At 76.5% G+C, this 20,973-nt stretch carries 18 protein-coding genes; 4 read left to right on the top strand and 14 right to left on the bottom strand.

Annotated features, from left to right (window positions below; all coding sequences use genetic code 11):
* The first annotated feature begins 46 nt into the window (after positions 1-46).
* Positions 47-826: an alpha/beta fold hydrolase gene (locus tag ACYVOF_RS11220; RefSeq protein ID WP_460866500.1), complete on the top strand. Its 780-nt coding sequence runs from the start codon at positions 47-49 to the stop codon at positions 824-826.
* Complete coding sequence (locus ACYVOF_RS11215; RefSeq protein WP_460866498.1) at positions 823-1,113, top strand: MGMT family protein; 291 nt, start codon at positions 823-825, stop codon at positions 1,111-1,113. Before ACYVOF_RS11220 ends, ACYVOF_RS11215 begins: the two co-directional genes overlap by 4 nt.
* Before the next feature lie 7 nt (positions 1,114-1,120).
* Here the strand turns inward: ACYVOF_RS11215 and ACYVOF_RS11210 are convergent, their stop codons facing one another.
* The 12 genes from ACYVOF_RS11210 to ACYVOF_RS11155 form a co-directional block, all read right to left on the bottom strand.
* Complete coding sequence (locus ACYVOF_RS11210; protein ID WP_460866496.1) at positions 1,121-1,804, bottom strand: sirohydrochlorin chelatase; 684 nt, start codon at positions 1,802-1,804, stop codon at positions 1,121-1,123.
* The gene (locus ACYVOF_RS11205) at positions 1,801-2,967 is read right to left on the bottom strand and encodes a uroporphyrinogen-III synthase (RefSeq protein ID WP_460866494.1); all 1,167 of its coding nucleotides are present in this window, start codon (positions 2,965-2,967) and stop codon (positions 1,801-1,803) included. Before ACYVOF_RS11205 ends, ACYVOF_RS11210 begins: the two co-directional genes overlap by 4 nt.
* Positions 2,968-2,986: 19 nt before the next feature.
* Positions 2,987-3,382 carry a nitrite reductase small subunit NirD gene (gene nirD, locus ACYVOF_RS11200; RefSeq protein ID WP_460866492.1) on the bottom strand — a complete coding sequence of 132 codons (396 nt, stop codon included), beginning with the start codon at positions 3,380-3,382 and terminating at the stop codon, positions 2,987-2,989.
* On the bottom strand, positions 3,379-5,901 hold the full coding sequence (gene nirB, locus ACYVOF_RS11195; protein ID WP_460866490.1) for a nitrite reductase large subunit NirB: 2,523 nt from the start codon (positions 5,899-5,901) through the stop codon (positions 3,379-3,381). The genes nirD and nirB overlap by 4 nt, the downstream gene beginning before the upstream one ends.
* Positions 5,898-7,427 (bottom strand): FAD-dependent oxidoreductase, encoded by a 1,530-nt coding sequence (locus ACYVOF_RS11190; RefSeq protein ID WP_460866488.1) that lies wholly within the window; start codon positions 7,425-7,427, stop codon positions 5,898-5,900. Before ACYVOF_RS11190 ends, nirB begins: the two co-directional genes overlap by 4 nt.
* A complete protein-coding gene (locus ACYVOF_RS11185; protein ID WP_460866487.1) occupies positions 7,424-9,580 on the bottom strand; it encodes a molybdopterin oxidoreductase family protein in 2,157 nt (718 codons plus the stop codon). Before ACYVOF_RS11185 ends, ACYVOF_RS11190 begins: the two co-directional genes overlap by 4 nt.
* 118 nt (positions 9,581-9,698) lie before the next feature.
* Entirely contained in the window at positions 9,699-11,186 is a 1,488-nt protein-coding gene (locus ACYVOF_RS11180; RefSeq protein WP_460866484.1) for a nitrate/nitrite transporter, read from the bottom strand.
* A 140-nt stretch (positions 11,187-11,326) separates the two neighbouring features.
* The gene (gene ilvA / locus ACYVOF_RS11175) at positions 11,327-12,595 is read right to left on the bottom strand and encodes a threonine ammonia-lyase IlvA (RefSeq protein ID WP_460866482.1); all 1,269 of its coding nucleotides are present in this window, start codon (positions 12,593-12,595) and stop codon (positions 11,327-11,329) included.
* A gap of 10 nt (positions 12,596-12,605) precedes the next feature.
* Positions 12,606-13,550, bottom strand: coding sequence for a TIGR02569 family protein (locus ACYVOF_RS11170; RefSeq protein WP_460866480.1), 945 nt, complete (start codon positions 13,548-13,550; stop codon positions 12,606-12,608).
* Positions 13,551-13,624: 74 nt separating this feature from the next.
* The gene (gene moeZ / locus ACYVOF_RS11165) at positions 13,625-14,827 is read right to left on the bottom strand and encodes an adenylyltransferase/sulfurtransferase MoeZ (protein WP_460866478.1); all 1,203 of its coding nucleotides are present in this window, start codon (positions 14,825-14,827) and stop codon (positions 13,625-13,627) included.
* Positions 14,828-14,857: 30 nt separating this feature from the next.
* Entirely contained in the window at positions 14,858-16,063 is a 1,206-nt protein-coding gene (locus ACYVOF_RS11160; protein ID WP_460866476.1) for a DUF3152 domain-containing protein, read from the bottom strand.
* 97 nt (positions 16,064-16,160) lie between these two features.
* On the bottom strand, positions 16,161-17,204 hold the full coding sequence (locus tag ACYVOF_RS11155; protein ID WP_460866474.1) for an alpha/beta fold hydrolase: 1,044 nt from the start codon (positions 17,202-17,204) through the stop codon (positions 16,161-16,163).
* 205 nt (positions 17,205-17,409) lie between these two features.
* Between ACYVOF_RS11155 and ACYVOF_RS11150 the strand changes: the two genes are divergently transcribed.
* Complete coding sequence (locus ACYVOF_RS11150) at positions 17,410-18,063, top strand: TetR/AcrR family transcriptional regulator (RefSeq protein WP_460866849.1); 654 nt, start codon at positions 17,410-17,412, stop codon at positions 18,061-18,063.
* Between the two features lie 64 nt (positions 18,064-18,127).
* Here the strand turns inward: ACYVOF_RS11150 and ACYVOF_RS11145 are convergent, their stop codons facing one another.
* Positions 18,128-18,358, bottom strand: a complete 231-nt coding sequence (locus tag ACYVOF_RS11145; protein ID WP_460866472.1) for a DUF3107 domain-containing protein — start codon at positions 18,356-18,358, stop codon at positions 18,128-18,130.
* A gap of 120 nt (positions 18,359-18,478) precedes the next feature.
* Positions 18,479-19,159, bottom strand: a complete 681-nt coding sequence (locus tag ACYVOF_RS11140; protein ID WP_460866470.1) for a ferritin-like fold-containing protein — start codon at positions 19,157-19,159, stop codon at positions 18,479-18,481.
* A gap of 436 nt (positions 19,160-19,595) precedes the next feature.
* Between ACYVOF_RS11140 and ACYVOF_RS11135 the strand changes: the two genes are divergently transcribed.
* Positions 19,596-20,973 (top strand): DEAD/DEAH box helicase (locus ACYVOF_RS11135; protein WP_460866848.1); only part of this gene is annotated, 1,378 nt, incomplete at its 3' end.

Raw genomic sequence — 20,973 nt, 5'->3', positions numbered from 1 at the left:
CGGGGCACCGACAGGACCGGGCGGCGGCGCTGGCAGGCTCGGGGCCGTGGACGCAGCGCTGCACGTGGAGACCTGGGGCCCGGCACCCGACGGGCGGGCGGTGCTCGCCGTGCACGGGGTGACCGGGCACGGCGCCCGGTGGCGCAGCCTCGCCACCGACCACCTCGCCGACCTGCCGGTGCTGGCCCCGGACCTGCGCGGGCACGGCCACTCGCCCGCGCTGCCCCCGTGGACCCTCGAGCAGCACGTCGCCGACCTGCTGGGGGTGCTCGACGCCCACGGTGTGGCCCGCGCCGTCGTGGTGGGCCACTCCTTCGGCGGCGCGATCGCCCTGCGCCTGGCCGCCCGGCACCCCGACCGGGTGGAGTCCCTGGTGCTGCTGGACCCGGCGGCGGCGCTGCGCCCCGAGTGGGCCCTGCACGCGGCCGGGGACTGGGAGCAGCCCCCGCGGTTCGCCGACCCGGCCGCGGCCCGGGCCGAGCGGACGCAGGCCTGGGAGCGGGTGGCCGCGGCGGAGGTCGACGCCGAGGTGGCCGCGCACCTGCAGCAGCGGTCGGACGGCTCGTGGGGCTGGCGGGTGTGCGTGCCCGCGGTCATGGCGGCGTGGTCGGAGATGGCCCGGCCCCTGCCCCGGCCGAGCGGAGTGCCGACCGAGGTGGTCGTGGCGGAGCGGATGGACCCCGAGATCGTCGCCCCGGAGCTCGCCGGGTGGCCGGGGGTGCGGGTGGCGCGCTGGGACTGCGGGCACAACGTGGCCCTGGAGCTGCCCGACCGGACCGCGGCGCTGGTGCGCGAGGTGTGGGACCGGCAGCCGGGACGGCCGTGACCGAGGACGACGTGGAGCGGGTCCGGGACCTGCTCGCGACCGTGCCCCCGGGCCGCGTCGTCACCTACGGCGACCTCGCCGCGGCGGCCGGGCTGCGCTCACCCCGGGTGGTGGGCACGATCCTGCGGCAGGACTCGGCCGACCTGCCGTGGCACCGGGTGGTGCGCGCCGACGGCAGCTCCGCCCCGCAGGTGGCCGAGGAGCAGCACGCCCGGCTGCGCGCCGAGGGGGTGCTCGCGGTGGACGGCCGCGTCGACCTCGCGACGCTGCGGCAGGCGCTGGGCTGAGCCCGGCTCAGCCCAGCGCGGAGCGGTAGCGGGCGACGACGAGGTCGACGACCCGCGCGTCGAGGCCCAGCGGCTCGGCCACGACGTCGGCCCCCACCGAGGCGAGCTTGTCGTGGAACAGCCCGGGCGCCAGCAGGTACGGGGCCAGGGCGACCCGGTCGTGGCCGCGCTCGCGCAGCCGGCCCACCACCTCGTCCACCTTGGGCACCGCGGTCGCGACGTAGCCGACCTCGACCGGGGCGGACAGCGCGTCGCCCAGCGCGGCGGCGAGCAGCTCCGCCGCGGTGGCCACGTCGGCGAGCGCGAGGGGGTCCGACGAGCCGGCCGCGACGAGCACGACGGCGTCCCCGGGGCGGTGCCCGGCGGCCGCGAGCCGGGAGACGAGCACCTGGGCCAGCACCGGGTCCGGGCCCAGTGCCGCGGTCACGGCGACGTCGGTGTGGCCGCTCTCGGCGATGCCGGCGGGCACGTCGGTGCGCACGTGGTAGCCGGAGGCGAGGAACGCGGGGACGAGCACCGCGGGGCCGGGGACCTCGCGCAGCACCTCGGCGGGCGTCGGGCCCAGCACGTCGACGAAGGCGACGCGTGCGTCGATGCCGCGGTCGCGGACCTGCTCGGCCAGCGCGTGGACCAGCGCGACGCCGCGCGGGTTGCGGGTGCCGTGCGCGGTGAGCACCAGCGGGACGCTCACCGCCCCACCGCGATCCCGACGGGGGCCTCGGCGGGGAACCGGTAGCCCCGCTTCACCACGGTCTGCACCACGCCGGGGGCGCCCAGCGCGGCGCGCAGCCGGGCGACGGCGGTCTCCACGGCGTGGGTGTCACCGCCACCGCCGGGCAGCGCCGCGAGCAGCTGCTCGCGGGGGACGACCTGGCCCGGCCGGCGGACGAGCTCGCGCAGCAGCGCCATGCCCGCCGGCGCGACCCGCCGCAGCTCCCCGTCGACGACGACCCCCTGGCCGCGCAGCACCACGGTGTGCCCGGCGGCGCACCAGGTGTCGGCACGGGCGGGCAGCTCGTCGGTCACCGTGCGGGCCAGCGCGCCCAGCCGTGCCCGGGCGGGCTGCACCGACCCGACCCCCAGCGCGTCGAGCGGGCCGGCGGTGACGGGTCCGACGCAGGCCACGAGCACGCGGTCGCGCAGCGCGTCGAGCAGCAGCTCGAGCATCCCGGTGGTGGCGGCGCGGTCGAGCAGGCTGGCCACGGCCGGCGCGCTGGTGAAGGTGAGGCAGTCGACCCCGCCGCCGACGACGGCCTCGACCAGCCGGTCCAGCGGCCCGGTGTCCTCGGGCGGGGTCCAGCGGTAGACCGGGACGGGGAGCACGTCCGCCCCGGCGTCGCGCAGCGCCTGCCCGAAGTCGGGCAACGGCTCCCACCGCGTGGTGGCCCCGTGCAGCTGCACCGCGACGCGCACCCCCGCCACCCCCTCCGCGAGCAGGTGGTCGCGCACCTCGGCGGAGCTCTCCGAGCTCGGGGACCACTCCTCCCGCAGCCCGGCCGCGCGGATCGCGCCCTTCGCCTTGGGGCCGCGCGCCAGGATCCGCACGGAGCCGAGCACGGCCAGCAGCTCGTCGGCCAGGCCCCACCCCTCGGCGGCCTCGACCCAGCCGCGGAAGCCGATCCCGGTGGTGGCCACGGCGATCTCGGGGGGCTCGGCGATGACCCGCCGGGTCGCGAGCTCGAGCTCGGAGTCGTCCGCGAGCGGGATGATGCGGATGGCGGGCGCGCCGACGACGGTGGCGCCGCGCCGCTCCAGCAGCGCCCCGAGCTCGTCGGCGCGGCGCGCGGCCGTGAGCCCCACGGTGAACCCGGCCAGCGGGTCGAGCGGGGGTGCGGTCGCCACGGGATCCGTCATCGTGGTGATCGTCCCACGCTCAGCCGCCCGCGCGCCCGGACGTGGTCGGCGCCACGTCCCCGGGCGGGCCGACGACGACGACCCCGGCGCGGACCGCCACGGCGTGCACCGGCACGGCGACGTCGGGGTCGTCCAGGCAGCGCCCGGTGTCGAGCGAGAACACCTGCTTGAGCAGGGGCGAGGCCACGGTCGGCTCACCCGCCCTGTCCCCCACGATGCCGCGGCTGAGCACGGCTGCCCGGGCGAACGGGTCGACGTTGCCGACGGCGCGCAGCGTGCCGTCGGCGAGCAGGAACACCGCGGCCTGCACCCCGCCGGGCAGCAGCACCGCCACCCCCCGGCCGGGCAGCAGCCGCTCCAGCGGGCAGGCGTCGGTCCAGGTGGTGGTGCCGGGGCGGTCGTCGAGCGCGGTCATCGGGCCATCTCCGGGGTGGTCGTGGGGCCGGGTGCGGTGGGCAGGCCGAGCAGCACGGGCACCTTGCGGGGCCCGGACTCGTCGAAGGCGACCGTCGGGTCGGGCTCGTCGGGGGCGTTGACGAAGGACACGAAGCGCGAGAGCTTCTCCGGGTCGGCCAGCACGCCCGCCCACTCGTCCGCGTAGCCCTCGACGTGACGGGCCATGGCCGCCTCGAGCTCGTCGGCGATGCCGAGGGAGTCCTCGCACACCACGGCGCGCAGGTGCTCCAGCCCGCCCTCGAGCGCCTCGATCCAGGGCGCGGTGCGCTGCAGCCGGTCCGCGGTGCGCACGTAGAACATCAGGTACCGGTCGATGTAGCGGACCAGCGTCGCGTCGTCGAGGTCCTGCGCGAGCAGCTGGGCGTGCCGGGGGGTGAAGCCGCCGTTGCCGCCGACGTAGAGGTTCCAGCCGTTCTCGGTGGCGATGACCCCGACGTCCTTGCCCCTGGCCTCGGCGCACTCCCGCGCGCAGCCGGAGACGCCGAACTTGATCTTGTGCGGCGAGCGCAGCCCGCGGTAGCGGTTCTCCAGGTCGACGGCCATGGCCACCGAGTCCTGCACGCCGTAGCGGCACCAGCTCGACCCGACGCAGGACTTCACGGTCCGCAGCGACTTGCCGTAGGCCTGCCCGGACTCCATGCCCGCGTCGACGAGCCGGCGCCAGATCTCCGGCAGCTGCTCGACCCGCGCCCCGAACATGTCGATCCGCTGCCCACCGGTGATCTTGGTGTAGAGCCCGAAGTCCTTGGCCACCTGCCCGATCACGATGAGGTGGTCCGCGCTGATCTCCCCGCCCGGCACCCGGGGCACCACCGAGTAGGTGCCGTTGCGCTGGATGTTGGCCAGGAAGTGGTCGTTGGTGTCCTGCAGCGAGGCCTGCTCGCCGTCGAGCACGTGGTCCGAGCTCGTCGAGGCCAGGATCGAGGCGACCACCGGCTTGCAGACGTCGCACCCCGTCCCGGTGCCGAAGCGGGCGACGAGGCCGGAGAACGTCCGCACGCCGGTGGCCGCGACGATCTCGTACAGCTCGGCCCGGGACTGGGAGAAGTGCTCGCACAACGCCGTCGAGAGCTCCACCCCGGACTGCGCCAGCAGGGTCCTGAGCATCGGCACGCACGACCCGCAGGTGGTGCCCGCCGCGGTGCAGGCCTTGAGGGCGGGCACGTCGGACGCGCCGTCGGTGATGGCCGAGCAGACCGCGCCCTTGGTGACGGCGTTGCAGGAGCAGACCTGGGCCGCGTCGGGCATGGCGTCCAGGCCGATCTCGGCCCCGGCCCGGCCGATGAGCGCCCCGGGCTCGGCGGGCAGCGGGTGGCCGACCAGCGGCCGCAGCGTGCCGTAGGCCTCGGTGTCGCCGACGAGCACCCCGCCCAGCAGGGTCCTCGCGTCGTCGGAGACGACGAGCTTGGCGTAGGTGCGGGCCACGGCGTCGTTGACGACGACCTCGAGCGCGCCCGGGGTGGTGCCCTGCGCGTCGCCGAAGCTGGCCACGTCGACGCCGAGGAGCTTGAGCTTGGTCGACAGGTCGGCGCCGGGGAACTCCGCGACCCCCTCGAGCAGCCGGTCGGCGGCGACCTCCGCGCTCGCGTAGCCCGGGCCCACCAGGCCGTAGCAGCGGCCCTCGATGGCGGCCACCTCACCGACGGCGAGCACCGCGGGGTCCGACGTGCGCGCCCCGAGGTCGGTGACGACCCCGCCGCGCTCCCCGATCTCGAGCCCGGCGTCGCGGGCCAGCTCGTCGCGGGGGCGCACCCCGGCGGAGAACACCAGCAGGGTCGCCCCGACGACGGAGCCGTCGGACAGCTCCACCTCCAGCCCGTCCGGCGCCGGGCGCACGGCCTGGGTGGACACTCCCGTGTGGATGGTCAGGCCCAGCTCGGTGACGAGCCGCTCCAGCAGCGCCCCGCCCCCGGTGTCGACCTGCAGCGGCATCAGCCGCGGGGCGAGCTCGACGACGTGGGGCGTCATCCCCAGGCTCCGCAGCGCGTTGGCCGCCTCCAGCCCGAGCAGCCCGCCGCCCACGACGACGCCGACGGACCCGGGCGGGGCGGCCTCGGCGGCGGTGCGGATCTCGTCGAGGTCGGCCAGGGTGCGGTAGACGAAGCAGCCCGGGGTGTCGTGGCCCGGCACCGGGGGGACGAACGGGTACGAGCCGGTGGCGAGCACGAGCGCGTCGTAGGCGAGGTCCTCCCCCGTCGAGGTGCGCACCACCTTGGCGTCCCGGTCGACGTGCGTGGCCCGCACCCCGACCTGCAGGTCCACCAGGTCGTCCCCCGCGTAGTCGTTGCCCGCGAGGAACAGCGCCGCGGGGTCCCAGGCGCCGACGTAGGACGACAGCGCCACCCGGTCGTAGGCGGCGTGGACCTCCTCGCCCAGCACCACCACCCGCCAGGCGCCGCCGGTGTCGCGCTGGCGCAACGCCTCCACGAACCGGTGCCCCACCATCCCGTGGCCCACGACCACGACCGTCCTGCTCATGCCGCTCCCTCCTGTGCCCCGGCGACCGCCTCGACCGGGGGTCCGTCCAGCTCGGCCGGCTCGGCGTCGCCCAGCCAGGCGCACAACCCGTCCACGAGGCCGGCGCAGCTGCCGCAGCCTGTGCTCGCCCGCGTGGCGGTGGCCACGGCCGACGGGCTCCGGGCCCCGGCGCGCCACGCGGTGACGACCTGGTTCTTGGTCACGCTGTTGCAGCGGCACACCACCGCGCGCCCGGGCATCCGGGCGGGGCTGGCCACCTCCTGCCCGCCGTCGGCGGGTCGGCCCAGCAGCAGGCCCACGCGGTCGGTCGGGGCGGGGGCCTGCCGGTCGTAGAGCTGGGTGACCGCGGCGGCGGCCTCGGGGCTGCCCAGCAGCACCGCGCCCACCACGCGGTCGTCGCGCAGCACGAGCTTGGCGTAGCGACCGCGGGTGGGGTCGGCGAGGCTGAGCACCTCGAGGCCGTCGGTCCCGGAGTCGGCGGGCTCGGCGCTGGTGTCCCCCATCGCGGCGAGGTCGACGTCGTGGGCCTTGAGCCGGGTGACCAGCCGCGAGCCGGTGTAGCGCGCCTCCGGGTCGGACCCGGTGAGCAGGTCCGCGACCACCCCCGCCTGCTCCCACGCGGGCGCCACCAGGCCGTGGACCTCGCCGCGGTGCTGGCTGCACTCCCCGATGGCCCGGACGCGGCGGTCGCTGGTGCGCAGCACGTCGTCGACGAGCACGGCCCGGTCGACGGCGAGCCCTGCGGACCGGGCCAGGTCGACCCGGGGGCGCACCCCGGTGGCGACGACGAGCAGGTCCGCGGCGAGGAACGAGCCGTCGTCGAGCACGAGGCCCCGGCCCCGCGGGAAGCCCGGCCGGTAGTCGACGGCGGACGCCGAGAGGCGCAGGTTCACCCCGAGCCGGCGCAGCGTGGTGGTCAGCACCGCCCCGGCGCCGGGGTCGAGCTGGCGCTCCATCGGGTGGCGCCGGTGGTGCACCACGGTGACCTCCGCGCCGCGGCCGAGCAGGCCGCGCGCGGCCTCGAGCCCGAGCAGGCCACCGCCGAGGACGGCCACCCGCACCCCCGGCCCCGCTGCGGCGACCGCGTCGAGGATGGCGTGACAGTCGTCGACCGTGCGGAAGACGACGACCCCGGCCGCAGGGGCGCCCGCGGCGTCGACCAGGCCCGGGACGTCGGGCAGCACCGGGGTGCTGCCGGTGGCGAGCACGAGCACGTCGTAGGCCTCGGTGCCGCCGTCGTCGGTGGTGACCGTGCGGTGCTCGCGGTCGATGCCGGTGACCCGCACCCCGGTGCGCACCTCGACCCCGTGGCGGGTGTGCCAGTCGCGCGGGGCGAGCCGCACCGCGTCGACGTCGAGGCCGCCGGCGATGACGGTGGAGAGCAGCACCCGGTTGTAGGCGGGGTGGGGCTCCTCGCCGAGCACCAGCGGGGCGACCTGGGCGCCGTCGGGGTCGCGGCGGCGCAGCTCGTCGACCAGCCGGGCGGCGGCCATGCCGTTGCCGACGACGACGACCCGGCGGGTCACGCCGCACGCTCCAGGCGCACCGCGGCCAGCTTGAACTCCGGCATGCGCGACGTCGGGTCCAGCGCGGGGTTGGTCAGCAGGTTGGCCCGGCCGGTGCCCGGGAAGTGGAAGGGGAGGAACACCGTGTCCGGGCGCAGCGTCGGGTCGCAGCGCACGGGGGCCAGCACCGCACCGCGGCGGCTGACCACGCGGGCCTGCTCGCCGTCGGCCAGCCCGGCGCGCGCGGCGGTGTCGGGGTGGCACTGCACGAACACCCCGCCCGCGGCGGCACTGAGCTCGGCCACCCGGCGGGTCTGGGTGCCGGACTGGTAGTGCGCCAGCACGCGCCCGGTGGTGGCGAACAACGGGTACTCCGCGTCCGGGGTCTCGGCGTGGGCGCGGTCGCGCACGGGGTGGAAGCGGGCGCGGCCGTCGGGGGTCGCGAAGCGCTGCAGGAACATCCGCGGCGTCCCGGGGTGCGCCGGGCCGTCGCCGGTGCCGGGGCAGGGCCAGTGCAGGGCCTCGCCGGCGTCGAGGCGGGCGTAGGTGACACCGGAGTAGTCGGCCGGGCCGCCGGCGGACGCGGCGCGCAGCTCGGTGAACACCGCCTCGGCGTCGTCGGGGAAGCGGCCCTCGGGCTGGCCGAGGCGGCGGGCGAGCTCGGCCAGCACCCACAGCTCGCCGCGGGCGCCCTCGGGCGGGGCGGTGGCACGGCGGCGGCGCAGCACGCGCCCCTCGAGGTTGGTCATGGTGCCCTCCTCCTCGGCCCACTGCAGGACCGGCAGGACGACGTCGGCCGCGGCCGCGGTCTCGGAGAGCAGGAAGTCGCACACCACGAGCAGGTCGAGGGCGCCGAGCCGCTCGACGACGTGCCCGGCGCGCGGTGCGGACACGGCCAGGTTGGCCCCGTGCACCAGCAGCGCCCGGGGCCCGCCCGGCTGCCCCAGGGCGTCGAGCAGCTCGTAGGCGCTGCGGCCGGGCCCGGGCAGGTCGGCGGGGTCGACGCCCCAGACCCCGGCGACGTGGGCGCGGGCCGCGGGGTCGTCGATGCGGCGGTACCCGGGCAGCTGGTCGGCCTTCTGGCCGTGCTCGCGGCCGCCCTGGCCGTTGCCCTGCCCGGTGATCGGGGCGTAGCCGGAGCCGGCGCGACCCGGCAGGCCCAGGGCCAGGGCGAGACCGATGACGGCGGAGACGGTGTCGGTGCCGGTGGCGTGCTGCTCGGCGCCGCGGGCGGTGAGGACGTACGCCCCGCGGTCTTCCCGACGGGCCCGCGCGAGCAGCGCGACGGTGCGGCGCAGCTGGGTCACCGGCACCCCGGTCACGCGCTCGGTGCGCTCGGGCCACCACTGCGCGGCCTCCACCCACGCGTCGTCGAACCCGGTCGTGCGGGCCTCGACGTAGTCGCGGTCGAGCCAGCCGTCGGCGACGGCCACGTGCAGCAGGCCCAGCGCGAGCGGCAGGTCGGTGCCCGGGGTCAGCTGCAGGTGGACCCCGCCGCCGGCCAGCGCCCGCTCCGCGGTGGGGGTGCGCCGCGGGTCGGCCACCACGAGCCCACCGGCCTCCGCCGCCCGGGCGAGGTGGACCATGAAGGGCGGCATGGTCTCCGCGACGTTGCCGCCCAGGACGAGGACCGCCTCGGCGCGGCCGAGGTCGTCGAGCGGGAACCCCATGCCGCGGTCGACCCCGAAGGCCCGGGTACCTGCCGCCGCGGCGGAGGACATGCAGAACCGGCCGTTGTAGTCGATGTTCGACGTGCCCAGCGCGACCCGGGCGAACTTGCCCAGGGCGTAGGCCTTCTCGTTGGTCAGCCCCCCGCCGCCGAAGACCCCGACGGCGTCGGGCCCGTGCTCGGCGCGCAGGGCCGCCAGCCGCGACGCGACGTGGTCCAGCGCCTCCTCCCAGCCGACCTCGGTGAGCTCGCCGCCCCGCTCGCGGCGCAGCAGCGGGCTGGTCAGCCGGTCGGGGTGGCGCAGCAGGGAGGCTGCGGTCCAGCCCTTCTGGCACAGGCCGCCCCGGTTGGTGGGGAAGTCGCGCGGGCTGACCGCGGGCCCGCCGGGGCCACCGGTGGTCACGGTCATGGCGCACTGCAGGCCGCAGTAGGGGCAGTGGGTGTCGGCCGCGGTGGGCCGCACGCGCTCCCCGGCGGGCACCGGGGCGGACACCGTGGCGGTCATGCTCATGAGGGTCGGGGTCTCCCGTGTCGTCGCGTGGTGCGGGGCGTTGCCGTGGCGTTTCGGTGTCGTCACCCCGGCCCGCGGCGCCCCGTGAGGGGCGCCGCGGGCGCGGGCGGGCTCAGACCCCGACGGCGACCCGGCGGCCCCGGCCCGCGGCGGCGGCGCTGGGGCGGCGGAGGTAGACGACCCAGGTGACGACCGCGCAGAGCACGTAGAAGGCGAGCACGACCCAGAAGGCGTTGGTGGCCGACCTCGTCGAGGCGTAGGAGCCGCGCAGGACCACGTTGATGGCCACCCCGCCCAGCGCCCCGATCGCGCCGGCGAACCCGATGAGCGCGCCGGACATGGCGCGCGACCACGCGCCGGCCTCGGCCTCGGTGCCGCCCGCGTCGAGCAGGGCGCGCGACCGGGCGGCGTAGATGCCGGGGATCATCTTGTAGACCGACCCGTTGCCGATGCCGGTGATGAGGAACAGGGCGATGAACCCGACGAGGAAGAGCGCCAGGGTGCCGCCCCGGGCGACCCCGCCGGCACCGTCGGCCGAGGTGCTGGCCGCGACGACCACGCCGATGGCGACGACCATGGCCACGAAGGACCACAGCGTGACCCGGGCCCCGCCGAGCCGGTCGGCCAGCTTGCCGCCGAGCGGGCGGGCCAGCGAGCCGAGCAGGGGCCCGAGGAAGGCGATCTGCGCCGCGTGCAGGGAGGCCTTGCCGGCGTTGGCGACCCGTGCCGGGTCGGCCGCGTCGAGGCCGGTGTTCAGGTCGGCCAGGAACCCGATCTGCAGGATCTGGGCGAAGGCGAAGCTGAACCCGATGAACGACCCGAAGGTGCCGATGTAGAGCAGCGCGATGACCCACGCGTCCGAGGTGCGCAGCACCCGGCCCATCGAGCGCAGGTCCGAGCGCTGGTCGTCGAGGTTGTCCATGTGCAGCGCGGCGCCCAGCGCGGCCAGCGCGATCACGACGAGGTAGACCGCGCACAGGATCGTCGGGTTCGCCGGGGTGGTCAGGGCGATGATGAGCAGGGCCACCAGCTGCACCGCGGGCACCCCGATGTTGCCGCCGCCGGCGTTGAGGCCCAGGGCCCACCCCTTGAGGCGCTGCGGGTAGAACGCGTTGATGTTCGTCATGGACGAGGCGAAGTTGCCGCCGCCGACCCCGGCCACGGCCGCGATGACGAGCAGGGTGGTGTAGCTGGGGTGGTCGTCCTTCGTCGCTCCCGCGGTGAACCACAGCGCGAGGGCGGTGGGCACCAGCAGCACAAGGGCGCTGAAGACCGTCCAGTTGCGACCGCCGAAGCGGGCGGTGGCCACCGAGTAGGGCACCCGCAGCAGCGCCCCGACCAGGGTGGGCAGCGCGACGAGGTAGAACTTGCCGGGCGCGTCGAGGCCGTAGACGGCGTTGGGCATGAACAGCACCAGCACCGACCAGATGGACCAGATCGAGAAGCCGACGTGCTCGGTGACGACGGACCACAGCAGGTTGCGGCGGGCGACGTCCTTGCCGCCGGCCTCCCACGCGGCCGTGTCCTCCGCGTCCCACCCGAAGATGTGGTGCGGCCGTGGCCGGGTGTAGCCGGTCGGCCTGCTGTCGACGGCGGTCATCTGGTCCTCCTGTGCGGGGCACCCGAGCTGGTGCGGACCGAAAGGTAGGGACCGGGTGTTGCGGTCACGCGTCACGCGGTGACGCTGTCGTCAACGTCGTCTCACCCGCGGCGCGGGCCGGCGGTGAGGACGCGGCGGGGTCAGAGCAGGAAGCGGAACAGCGGGTCGTCGGGCGGGATGGGCCGCACGTCGGGCGGGGCCAGCTCCATGCGCGCCAGCAGCGCACCCAGGTCGTCGGGGTGGCCGAGCTCGATGCCGACCAGGGCCGGCCCGAACTCGCGGTTGTTGCGCTTGGTGTACTCGAACAGGGTGATGTCGTCGTCGGGGCCGAGGACGTCGTCGAGGAAGCCGCGCAGCGCCCCGGGCTCCTGCGGGAAGTCGACCAGGAAGTAGTGCTTGCGGCCCTCGTGGACCAGGGCGCGCTCGATGATCTCGCCGTAGCGGGAGACGTCGTTGTTGCCGCCGGAGACGATGCTCAGCACCGTCTGCCCGGGGTCGAGGCGCACCGGGTCGCCCAGCGCGGCGGCGGCGAGCGCGCCGGCGGGCTCGGCGATGATGCCGTCGGTCTGGTACATCGCCAGCATCTCCACGCACACCTGGCCCTCGGGCACGGAGACGACCTCCGCCCCCGCGTCGCGGACGAGCGGGAAGGTGCTCGCCCCCACGGTGCGTACCGCGGCACCGTCGACGAAGGAGTCGAGCTCGGCCAGCGCCACGGGTCGGCCCGCCTGCAGCGCGGCCCCCATGCTCGCCGCCCCCGCGGGCTCGACGCCGACCACCCGCACCTGCGGGTGGTGCCCGGCGAGCCACGCGCAGGCGCCGGAGACGAGCCCGCCGCCGCCGACGGGCAGCACCACCACGTCGGGCACCCGGCCGAGCTGGGCGACCGCCTCGGCGACGACGGTGCCCTGCCCGGCGATGGTCCAGGGGTGGTCGAAGGCGGGCACCAGCACCGCGCCGGAGGACGCGACGTCGGCGCGCGCGGCCTCGGCGGCCTCGTCGTAGGTGTTGCCGCCGACCACCACGTCGACGCCGTCCCCCCCGAGCGCGGCGATGCGGTCGCGCTTCTGCCGGGGGGTGGTGCGCGGCAGGTAGATGCGCCCCCGCACGCCGAGCGCGCTGCAGGCCGACGCCAGGCCCTGGGCGTGGTTGCCCGCGCTGGCGGTGACGACCCCGCCGGCGCGCTGCGCCGCGTCGAGCTGGACGACGAAGTTGTACGCGCCGCGGACCTTGTAGGACCGGACGGCCTGCAGGTCCTCCCGCTTGAGGAAGACCTCGGCCCCGGTGCGCGCGGAGAGCCGCTCGCTGCGGTGCAGCGGGGTCTGCGGGATGACCCCGGCCAGGCGCTGGGCGGCCGCCGCCACGTCGGCGGCGTCGACGGCATGGGCGAACGCGGGGGCGGCGGGCACGACCGCGAGGTTAGCGCGCGGCCACCCGGGGCCGGACCAGCGCCGCCACGTGCTCCAGGCCGGGGAAGGCGTCGAGGGTGGAACGCGGGTGCAGCGCGTGCACGGCCAGCCGGAACAGCAGCGCGCGCAGCAGCTGCTGCGACCACTCCGGCAGGTGCTCCCAGCGGTCGATGAGCCCGGTGTCCGCCCCGCCCCAGGCCACCGCGTCGACCACCGCGACGCCGGCCGCCCAGGCCGCGGGCCGCCAGTACGGGGTGAGGTCGGTGATGCCCGGCGGGGCCGCCCCGGCGAAGAGCACGGTGCCGAACAGGTCGCCGTGCACCAGCTGCGCGGGCGAGGTGACGGGCTCGCGCAGGCCCTCCAGCGCGGCGTAGAGCTCGGCGCTCGACGCCCGCGCCGCCTCGGCCTCGGCCGGGTCGGGCGTCTCGTCGTCGGGGTCGTCCGGCAGGCCGGCGTCGAGGGTGGACCCGGCGTCCGGGCCGGGCCCCGACGGTCCGCCGCGGGCGGCCCGCAGCGTCGCGCCGAGCCGGGTGAGGTCCTCGCCCCAGCTGGCGCGGTCGGCGGCGGTGAACACGTCGAGCGGGGCGCCCGGCCCGGGGGCGAGGAAGCGGGGCCGCGCGACGGCGGCGGTGGCGGCGTGCAGCCGGCCCGCGACGGCGACGACCTCGTCGTGGCGCGGCTCGGGCTCGCCGGCCAGGAACGTGTCGGCCGACCAGCCGGAGACGACCCAGCGGCCGTCGGTGGAGCGGACCGGCCGGGCCATGCGCACGCCCTCGACCTGCAGGGTCTCCCGCACCCCGGCCGACCAGGCCGCGCGGGCGTGGTCGACGACCGGGGAGAGGACGACGTCGCCGTAGCGCCACCCGCGGTCCCAGCCGGGCCCGACCTCCTCGGGGTCGGACTCGCGCAGCCCGAACGTGGCGAGCACGTGCTCGGGCGGTACCGGGGGCGTCACGGGCCGCACGCTACCGCCGGGACCGGGGTCGGCCCGGGGCCCCGGGGGTGCGTGTCTCGCCCGGGCGCCGCGGGTCAGTACGTCGGCAGCGACGGGTCGACGTCGGACACCCAGGCCAGCACCCCGCCGGCGAGGTGGGTGGCGTCGGTGAACCCGGCGCGGTGCAGCGCGCCCAGCGCCTCGGCGGAGCGGGCGCCGGACTTGCAGTGCAGCACGATCGGCCGGTCCCGCGGCAGCTCGGCCAGCGCCTCGCCGGACAGGATGCGGTCCTTCGGCACCAGCACCGCCCCGGGGATGGCGACGATGTCGTGCTCGACGGGCTCGCGGACGTCGACGACGGCGACGTCGCGGCCGGCGTCGAGCATCGCCTTGAGCTCGCGCGCGGTGACGGTGCCGCCCGCACCGTCCTGACCGTCACCGCCGTCCCCGTCCCCGTCCCCGGACCCCGTCCCCGGCAGCCCGCAGAACGCCGCGTAGTCGACGAGCTCGGTGACGGCGGCGGCGTCGGGGTCGCGGCGCAGCCGGATCGTCCGGTAGCTCATCTCCAGCGCGTCGTAGATCATCAGCCGGCCCAGCAGGGGCTCGCCGATGCCCATGATCAGCTTGACGGCCTCGGTGCCCATCACCGCGCCGATCGAGGCGCACAGCACGCCGAGCACGCCGCCCTCCGCGCAGGACGGCACCGACCCGGGTGGTGGCGCCTCCGGGTACAGGTCGCGGTAGCTCAGGCCGCGGCCGTCGGGGGCGGCGTCCCAGAACACCGCCGCCTGCCCCTCGAACCGGTAGATCGAGCCCCACACGTAGGGCTTGCCCAACAGTGCGGCGGCGTCGTTGACCAGGTAGCGGGTGGCGAAGTTGTCGGTGCCGTCGAGCACGAGGTCGTAGTCGGCGAACACCTCCAGCGCGTTCTCCGACGTCAGCAGCACCTCGTGGCGGCGGACCTCGACGAACGGGTTGAGCTCGCGGATGGAGGCCTCGGCGCTGACGGCCTTGGGGGTGCCGACGTCGGAGCGGCCGTGGATGACCTGGCGCTGCAGGTTGGACTCCTCGACGACGTCGGGGTCGACGATCCCCAGCGTGCCCACCCCGGCCGCGGCCAGGTAGAGCAGGGCGGGCGAGCCGAGGCCGCCCGCGCCGACGACGAGGACCTTGGCGTTCTTGAGCCGGCGCTGACCGACCATCCCGACGTCGGGGATGATCACGTGGCGGCTGTAGCGCTCGACCTCGTCGCGGCTCAGCTCGGCGGCCGGCTCGACCAGCGGGGGCAGTGGTGCCATGTCCCCATCATCCTCGCGGCCGGGCTCGCGTCAGCCGCGGGGGAACGGCCACGGGTTGAAGCGGCAGACGAACCCGTTGGCCGGGACGACGCCCTGCGGGTCGAGCGCGGAGATGTCGTCGTTGGCGACGCCGTAGGTCTGCTGCATCATCACCGGCGCGAGCCCGCCGTCGGACTCGCAGGGCTGGTGGTCGAAGCCGATGGCGTGGCCGACCTCGTGGTTGACCATGTACTGCCGGTAGGAGCCGATGTCGCCCTGGTAGCTGATGGCGCCGCGGACCCAGCGGGCCTCGTTGAGCACCACCCGCCCGAGGCCGCTGTTGTAGCAGGACCCCTCCAGCTCGATGGTGTAGCCGCAGTCCTGCCGCACGGTCATCTGCGAGGTGAGCGAGACGCGGAACGTCGGGTTGCCGGAGTCGACGCGGCGGAACGCGAAGCGGGGGTCGCCCGCCCAGCTCTTGGGGTTGGCGAGGGTGGAGTCGACGAGCCGGGCGAACGCGTCGTCACCGCCGAACGCGGTCGTGTCGACACCGCCCTCGACCTCCACGGTGTAGGTGGCCACCTGGCCCTGGCCGACCTGCGCGGTCGTGCCGGGCACCACGCGGTAGGTCCCGTCCCCGGTCGCGGTGAAGGCGCCCCCGTCGGGCAGGGCCCCGGAGGCGATGGCGGCGTCGAAGCGGCCGTCCCCCGAGGGCGCGCCGCCGACGATGGTGGGGCCGACCCCGGCGGGCTTCTGCGGTCCCAGCGCCGGGTTCGCGTCGGAGGAGGCCAGGGTCGGCGTGGGGCTCGGCGCCTCGCCGCCGCGGCTGATGTCGACCAGGGCGAGGACCGTGGCGGCCACCAGCACCGGCACCGCGTAGGCGCGCCAGCCGTAGGCGGCGACGAACCGGCCGAGGCGGGACTGCTTGCGGACCGCGGCGCGCGGCGGGCGCGGGGCCCGGGTGCGGGTCGTGCCCGGGGCCAGCGGGTCGCGGGAGGCGCGCAGCGGCCCGGCGGACGGGTCGGAGCGGCGCTCGCGGCGGTCCCCGACGCGCTGGGGCTCGCGCATCCAGCGCTCGCGGCGCTCCCGGTCGACGCGGTCGAGGTCGGACTGCAGCCAGCGGGCGGACCCGTCGGGGCCGTCGTCACCCCCGGCGCGCACGCTGCCGGCCCGGCGCGGGGTCCCCCGCAGGTTGGTGCCGGCACCGCCCCACGCCCCGTCCGGGGCGCCGGGGCGGGAACCACCCGGACCGGTCACGGGGCCAGGGTGCCACAGGCGCGCCAACCACCGGCCCGACACTCCGGGGCGTGGCCGGGGCCCTGCGCTGCGTGGTGGGGCGGGCGGCGGGCCGGGGTCACCACTCCCCCGCGGCCACGGCGTGGTGCATCGCGCGCACCTGGCGGGCCACCGCGATCGGGCGTTCCATCTGCGCCACGTGGCCGGCCCCGCTGAGCACAAGCAGCCGGGAGCGCGGCACGGCGGCGGCCACCCGGGCCGCCTTGTCCACCGCGACCAGCTTGTCCTCGGTGCCCCAGACGACCGTGGTCGGGGCCGTGACCGAGCGCGCCAGCGTCCAGATCGACGTGCGTCCGGGCAGCACGAGCCAGCTCTGCACCAGGGCGGCGAAGCTGCGCCCGAGCGCCGTGGTGCCCCACACCATCCCGGCCCGCTCCTGGTACTCCTCCGCGGCCTGGTCCAGCCGGTGCTGCGGCACGCCGTCGGGGTCGCCATAGCAGAGCCGGATCATCTGCTCGGCCCGGTCCCGCGGGGTCATCGACCGCAGCGAGGCGCGCACCCGGCGGCCCACCACGGGCAGGAACGCCAGCAGCAGCCGGGCGTCGGAGAGCCGGCGGGGGTCCGGGCGCAGGTCCGGCACCGCGGGCGAGACGAGGGTGAGGGTGCGGACCAGCTCGGGGTGGCGCGCCGCGACGAGGATCGAGATGGCCCCGCCCATGGAGTTGCCGACGAGGTGCGCCGGGCCCGTCGCGCGGAGGTAGTCGGTGACCACCCGGGCGGCGGCGGGCAGCGAGTAGTCGCCGTCGGCGGGCGGCGCGGAGCGCCCGAAGCCCGGCAGGTCGATCGCGTGGCCCGGCCCTACGGGGCTCAGCAGGGCCGCGAGGTCGGTCCAGTTGGTCGCGGACCCGCCGAGGCCGTGGACGTAGACGACCGGGTCGGCCCCGGCGGGCCCGGGGGTGGTGCGCACGTGCACCGGGCGCCCGCCCACGTCGACGACGGTGCCCGGCCACAGCGGGCGGGAGGTGTCCAGCGCGGCGAGGCCGTCGCGGTCGCCCTCGACGGCGGGCAGCGGCTCCCCCACCGGGAGCGCCGGGGCGGGCCCGGTGGGGTCCGCCGTGCCCGGGGCGTCGGTGCGGTCGTGCGTGGTGGGTGCTGCGGTCATCGGACCAGGATGCCCGCGGCGCGGCACCGCCCGCCAACGCTGCCGCGGTGGCCGTGACCCACGACGCACCACGGGTAGGGTCCGGGGTCGCGTCGGGGTGACCCGGCCGTGGCGGTCGAGACGCGGCGCCAGGGGTGAACAGGAGTGTCCGACGATGACCCACGCGGTCCAGCACGACGGCGACGGGGCCCGGCGGGAGCCGCGGATGCCGCGCGCCGGGATCCCGGTGCCGGTCCCCAAGCGCAACGCCCGCCTGCCGCGCACGGCCCGCCGGGCCCAGCTCATGGCCGCGGCGCGCGACGTCTTCGTCACCCGGGGCTTCCACGCCGCGGGCATGGACGAGATCGCCGAGCGGGCCGGCGTCAGCAAGCCGGTGCTCTACCAGCACTTCCCCGGCAAGCTCGACCTGTACCTGGACCTGCTGCACTCCTACGTCGACGACCTGGTGACCGGGGTCCGCGCCGCGCTGGCCTCGACGTCGGACAACAAGCAGCGGGTGCGGGCCGTGGTGGGGGCGTACTTCGACTTCATCGACGACGACGGGCAGGGCTACCGGCTGGTGTTCGAGTCCGACCTGCTGGGCGAGCCGTCGGTGCAGCAGCGGGTGGACCGGGCCTCGCAGGCGTGCGTGGACGCCGTCGCCGAGGCGGTCGTCACCGACGCCGGCCTCGACCCGTACCGCGGCCGGATGATCGCCGTCGGCATGGTGGGTGCGATGCAGGTCAGCGCGCGCTGGTGGCTCGACAACGACCGGCCCATCCCCAAGGACGACGCCGTCGCGGTGACCAGCTCGCTGGCGTGGCGGGGCATCGCGCACCTGCCCCTGCAGCACGAGAGGGCCGGCGGGACCGGGGCCTGAGGGCCCGGGTCCCGCCGGCCCGTCCGTGCTCGGGTCGTGCAGGGGTGGTGCGGGGTGCTGCCGCCTAGCTGGTGCTGAAGCCGACCCGGCGCGGGTCGGCGGGGCCGATCTCCACGTAGGACACGCGCGACGCGGGCAGCAGGTAGCGCCGGCCCTTGTCGTCGGTCAGGGCGAGCACGCCCGTCCGCTCACCCTCCAGCGCGGCGTTGACCAGGGACTCGACCTCGTCCGGGGCCTGGCCGCTGTTGACCACCAGCTCGCGCGGGCTCTCCGCGACACCGATCTTGACCTCCACTGACGACCTCCAAGCTCAGGGTGTGTTGCCTGAGCCCACGCTAGTGCCTCGCCGGGGCCCCCACCCCGCGCCGGGCTGCGCCCTGGGCGAACCCCCGCGGGGGCTCGACAGGCGGGCCGCTCAGCCCAGGCCGAGGGTCTTCATCCGCCGGGTGTGCTGGTTCTGCAGCCGGCGGAACAGCGCGGCGAGCCCGGCGAGGTCCATCGGGCCGTTGACCACGAGCAGCGCGAGCTCGTCGCGCTGGGCCAGCACGTGCTGGGCCTGGATGACGGCCTCGCCCAGCAGCCGGCGCGCCCACAGGGTGAGCCGGCCCCGCAGCCGGGGGTCCGACTCCAGCGCGGCACCCACCTCGTGCTCGACGAAAGCGGAGTGCCCGGTCTCGGCCATCACCGCCCGCACCGTGTCGGCCACGTCCGCGTCGAGCAGGCCGGCGATCTCGCGGTAGAAGTCCGAGGCCAGGCCGTCCCCGACGTAGGCCTTGACCAGCGACTCCAGCCACGACGACGGCGCCGTCGAGGCGTGGTAGGTGTCCAGCGGGGCGGTGAACGGGGCCATCGCGTCGAGCACCGGGACGCCGTGACCCTCGAGGTAGTCCTCGATGAGCTCGAAGTGGGCCATCTCCGCGGCCGCCATCGAGGCCAGCTGGGCCCGGCCGCGCAGCGTCGGGGCCGTGCGCGCGTCCTCCGCGAGCCGCTCGAAGGCGGAGAGCTCCCCGTAGGCGAGCACGCCCATCAGGTCGACCGCCCCGGGGGGCGCGGGCGAGGTGGCGGTCGCGCTGCCCGCGTCGCTGCTGGGGTCCATGGCGCCGACCTTAGTGGGCGCGCCGCACCCCCGGGGCGAGGCCGCCGAGGGGTGTCCACTGTGGTCCGCAGGGGTGCCGCGGCACCTGCTCGGCGCGCGCGGCGGGGTCCGGGTCGGTGCGCCGTCTACCATGGGACGCGGAACGCGGCACCTGCCGCGACCACGACTGCGCGCGCACCTGTCTCCCGACCGCCTCGCGCCCCGCCCGGACGACCCGCCCCCCGTGGCGCGGGGACCGTCCCCGGCGCGGGGACGCCGCACCGGTGGGCCGGGCCTCGAGAAGAGGTCCGCCAGGGCGTGCTGGAACCGAGAGAGGCCCGAGCCCCTGAGCACCGACAGCACCACCACCGACCCGTCCACCGACCCCACCCCCGACCCCGTCGAGCTCGAGCACAGCCCGACCGGCCTGCCCGACGGCGACGACGTCTCCCACCCGCTGACCGGGGACGCCCCCGTGGCCCCGGAGTCGCCCACCTTCGCCGAGCTCGGCGTCCGCCAGGAGATCGTGGACGCGCTGGCCGAGGCCGGCATCGTGCGCACCTTCGCGATCCAGGAGCTGACGCTGCCGCTGGCCCTGGCCGGCGACGACCTCATCGGCCAGGCCCGCACCGGCATGGGCAAGACCCTCGGCTTCGGCGTCCCGCTGCTGCACCGCATCACCACCGACGGCTCCGGCACCACCGCGCTCGACGGCACCCCGCGCGCCCTGGTCGTCGTGCCCACCCGCGAGCTGTGCCTGCAGGTGACCAAGGACCTCACCGACGCCAGCGCCAAGCTCGGCATCAGCGTCTTCTCCATCTACGGCGGGCGCCCCTACGAGCCGCAGATCGCCGCGCTGCAGAAGGGCGTCGACGTCGTCGTCGGCACCCCGGGCCGGCTGCTCGACCTCGCCCAGCAGGGCCACCTGGTGCTCGGCAAGACCGGGGTGCTCGTGCTCGACGAGGCCGACGAGATGCTCGACCTGGGCTTCCTGCCCGACATCGAGCGCATCCTGCGCATGGTCCCCGACGCGCGGCAGACGATGCTGTTCTCGGCCACCATGCCCGGCCCGATCATCACCCTGGCGCGCACGTTCCTCACGCAGCCGACGCACATCCGCGCCGAGGAGACCGATGCTGGCGCCACCCACGAGAACACCCGCCAGGTCGTCTACCGCGCCCACGCGATGGACAAGGTGGAGATGGTCGCGCGCGTGCTGCAGGCCCGCGACCGCGGCCTGACGATGATCTTCACCCGCACGAAGCGCACCGCGCAGAAGGTCTCCGACGAGCTCGAGGACCGCGGCTTCGCCGTCGGCGCCGTGCACGGCGACCTCGGCCAGGGTGCCCGCGAGCAGGCGCTGCGGGCGTTCCGCACCGGCAAGATCGACGTCCTCGTGGCCACCGACGTCGCCGCCCGCGGCATCGACGTCACCGACGTCACCCACGTCATCAACTACCAGTGCCCGGACGACGAGAAGACCTACGTCCACCGCATCGGCCGGACCGGTCGCGCGGGCAAGACCGGGGTCGCGGTGACCCTGGTCGACTGGGACGACATCCCCAAGTGGCAGCTCATCGACAAGGCGCTCGGCCTGGACCTGCCCGACCCGCCGGAGACCTACTCCTCCTCGGAGAACCTCTACACCGACCTCGACATCCCCGAGGGCACCAAGGGCCGGCTGCCCCGCGGCGAGCGGACCCGCGCCGGCCTGGACGCCGAGGAGGTCGAGGACCTGCCCGGCAGCCGCTCCGGCGGGAGCCGCGACCGCGCCCGCCGCGGGGGCTCGCGCGACGGGGGCCCGCGGGACGGGGGCCGGCGCGAGCGCGCCGGGG

Source organism: Rhodococcus aerolatus (assembly GCF_054783215.1).
Note: the sequence above shows the minus strand (reverse complement) of the source record. Positions and strands in the feature narration are given on the sequence as shown.

Coding starts and splice junctions, on each gene's coding strand:
- ACYVOF_RS11205 (WP_460866494.1), bottom strand. CDS start 2,967: ATGACGGATCCCGTGGCGACCGCACCCCCGCTCGACCCGCTGGCCGGG.
- nirD (WP_460866492.1), bottom strand. CDS start 3,382: ATGACCGCGCTCGACGACCGCCCCGGCACCACCACCTGGACCGACGCC.
- nirB (WP_460866490.1), bottom strand. CDS start 5,901: ATGAGCAGGACGGTCGTGGTCGTGGGCCACGGGATGGTGGGGCACCGG.
- ACYVOF_RS11185 (WP_460866487.1), bottom strand. CDS start 9,580: ATGACCGCCACGGTGTCCGCCCCGGTGCCCGCCGGGGAGCGCGTGCGG.
- ACYVOF_RS11180 (WP_460866484.1), bottom strand. CDS start 11,186: ATGACCGCCGTCGACAGCAGGCCGACCGGCTACACCCGGCCACGGCCG.
- moeZ (WP_460866478.1), bottom strand. CDS start 14,827: ATGGCACCACTGCCCCCGCTGGTCGAGCCGGCCGCCGAGCTGAGCCGC.
- ACYVOF_RS11155 (WP_460866474.1), bottom strand. CDS start 17,204: ATGACCGCAGCACCCACCACGCACGACCGCACCGACGCCCCGGGCACG.
- ACYVOF_RS11150 (WP_460866849.1), top strand. CDS start 17,410: ATGCCGCGCGCCGGGATCCCGGTGCCGGTCCCCAAGCGCAACGCCCGC.
- ACYVOF_RS11140 (WP_460866470.1), bottom strand. CDS start 19,159: ATGGACCCCAGCAGCGACGCGGGCAGCGCGACCGCCACCTCGCCCGCG.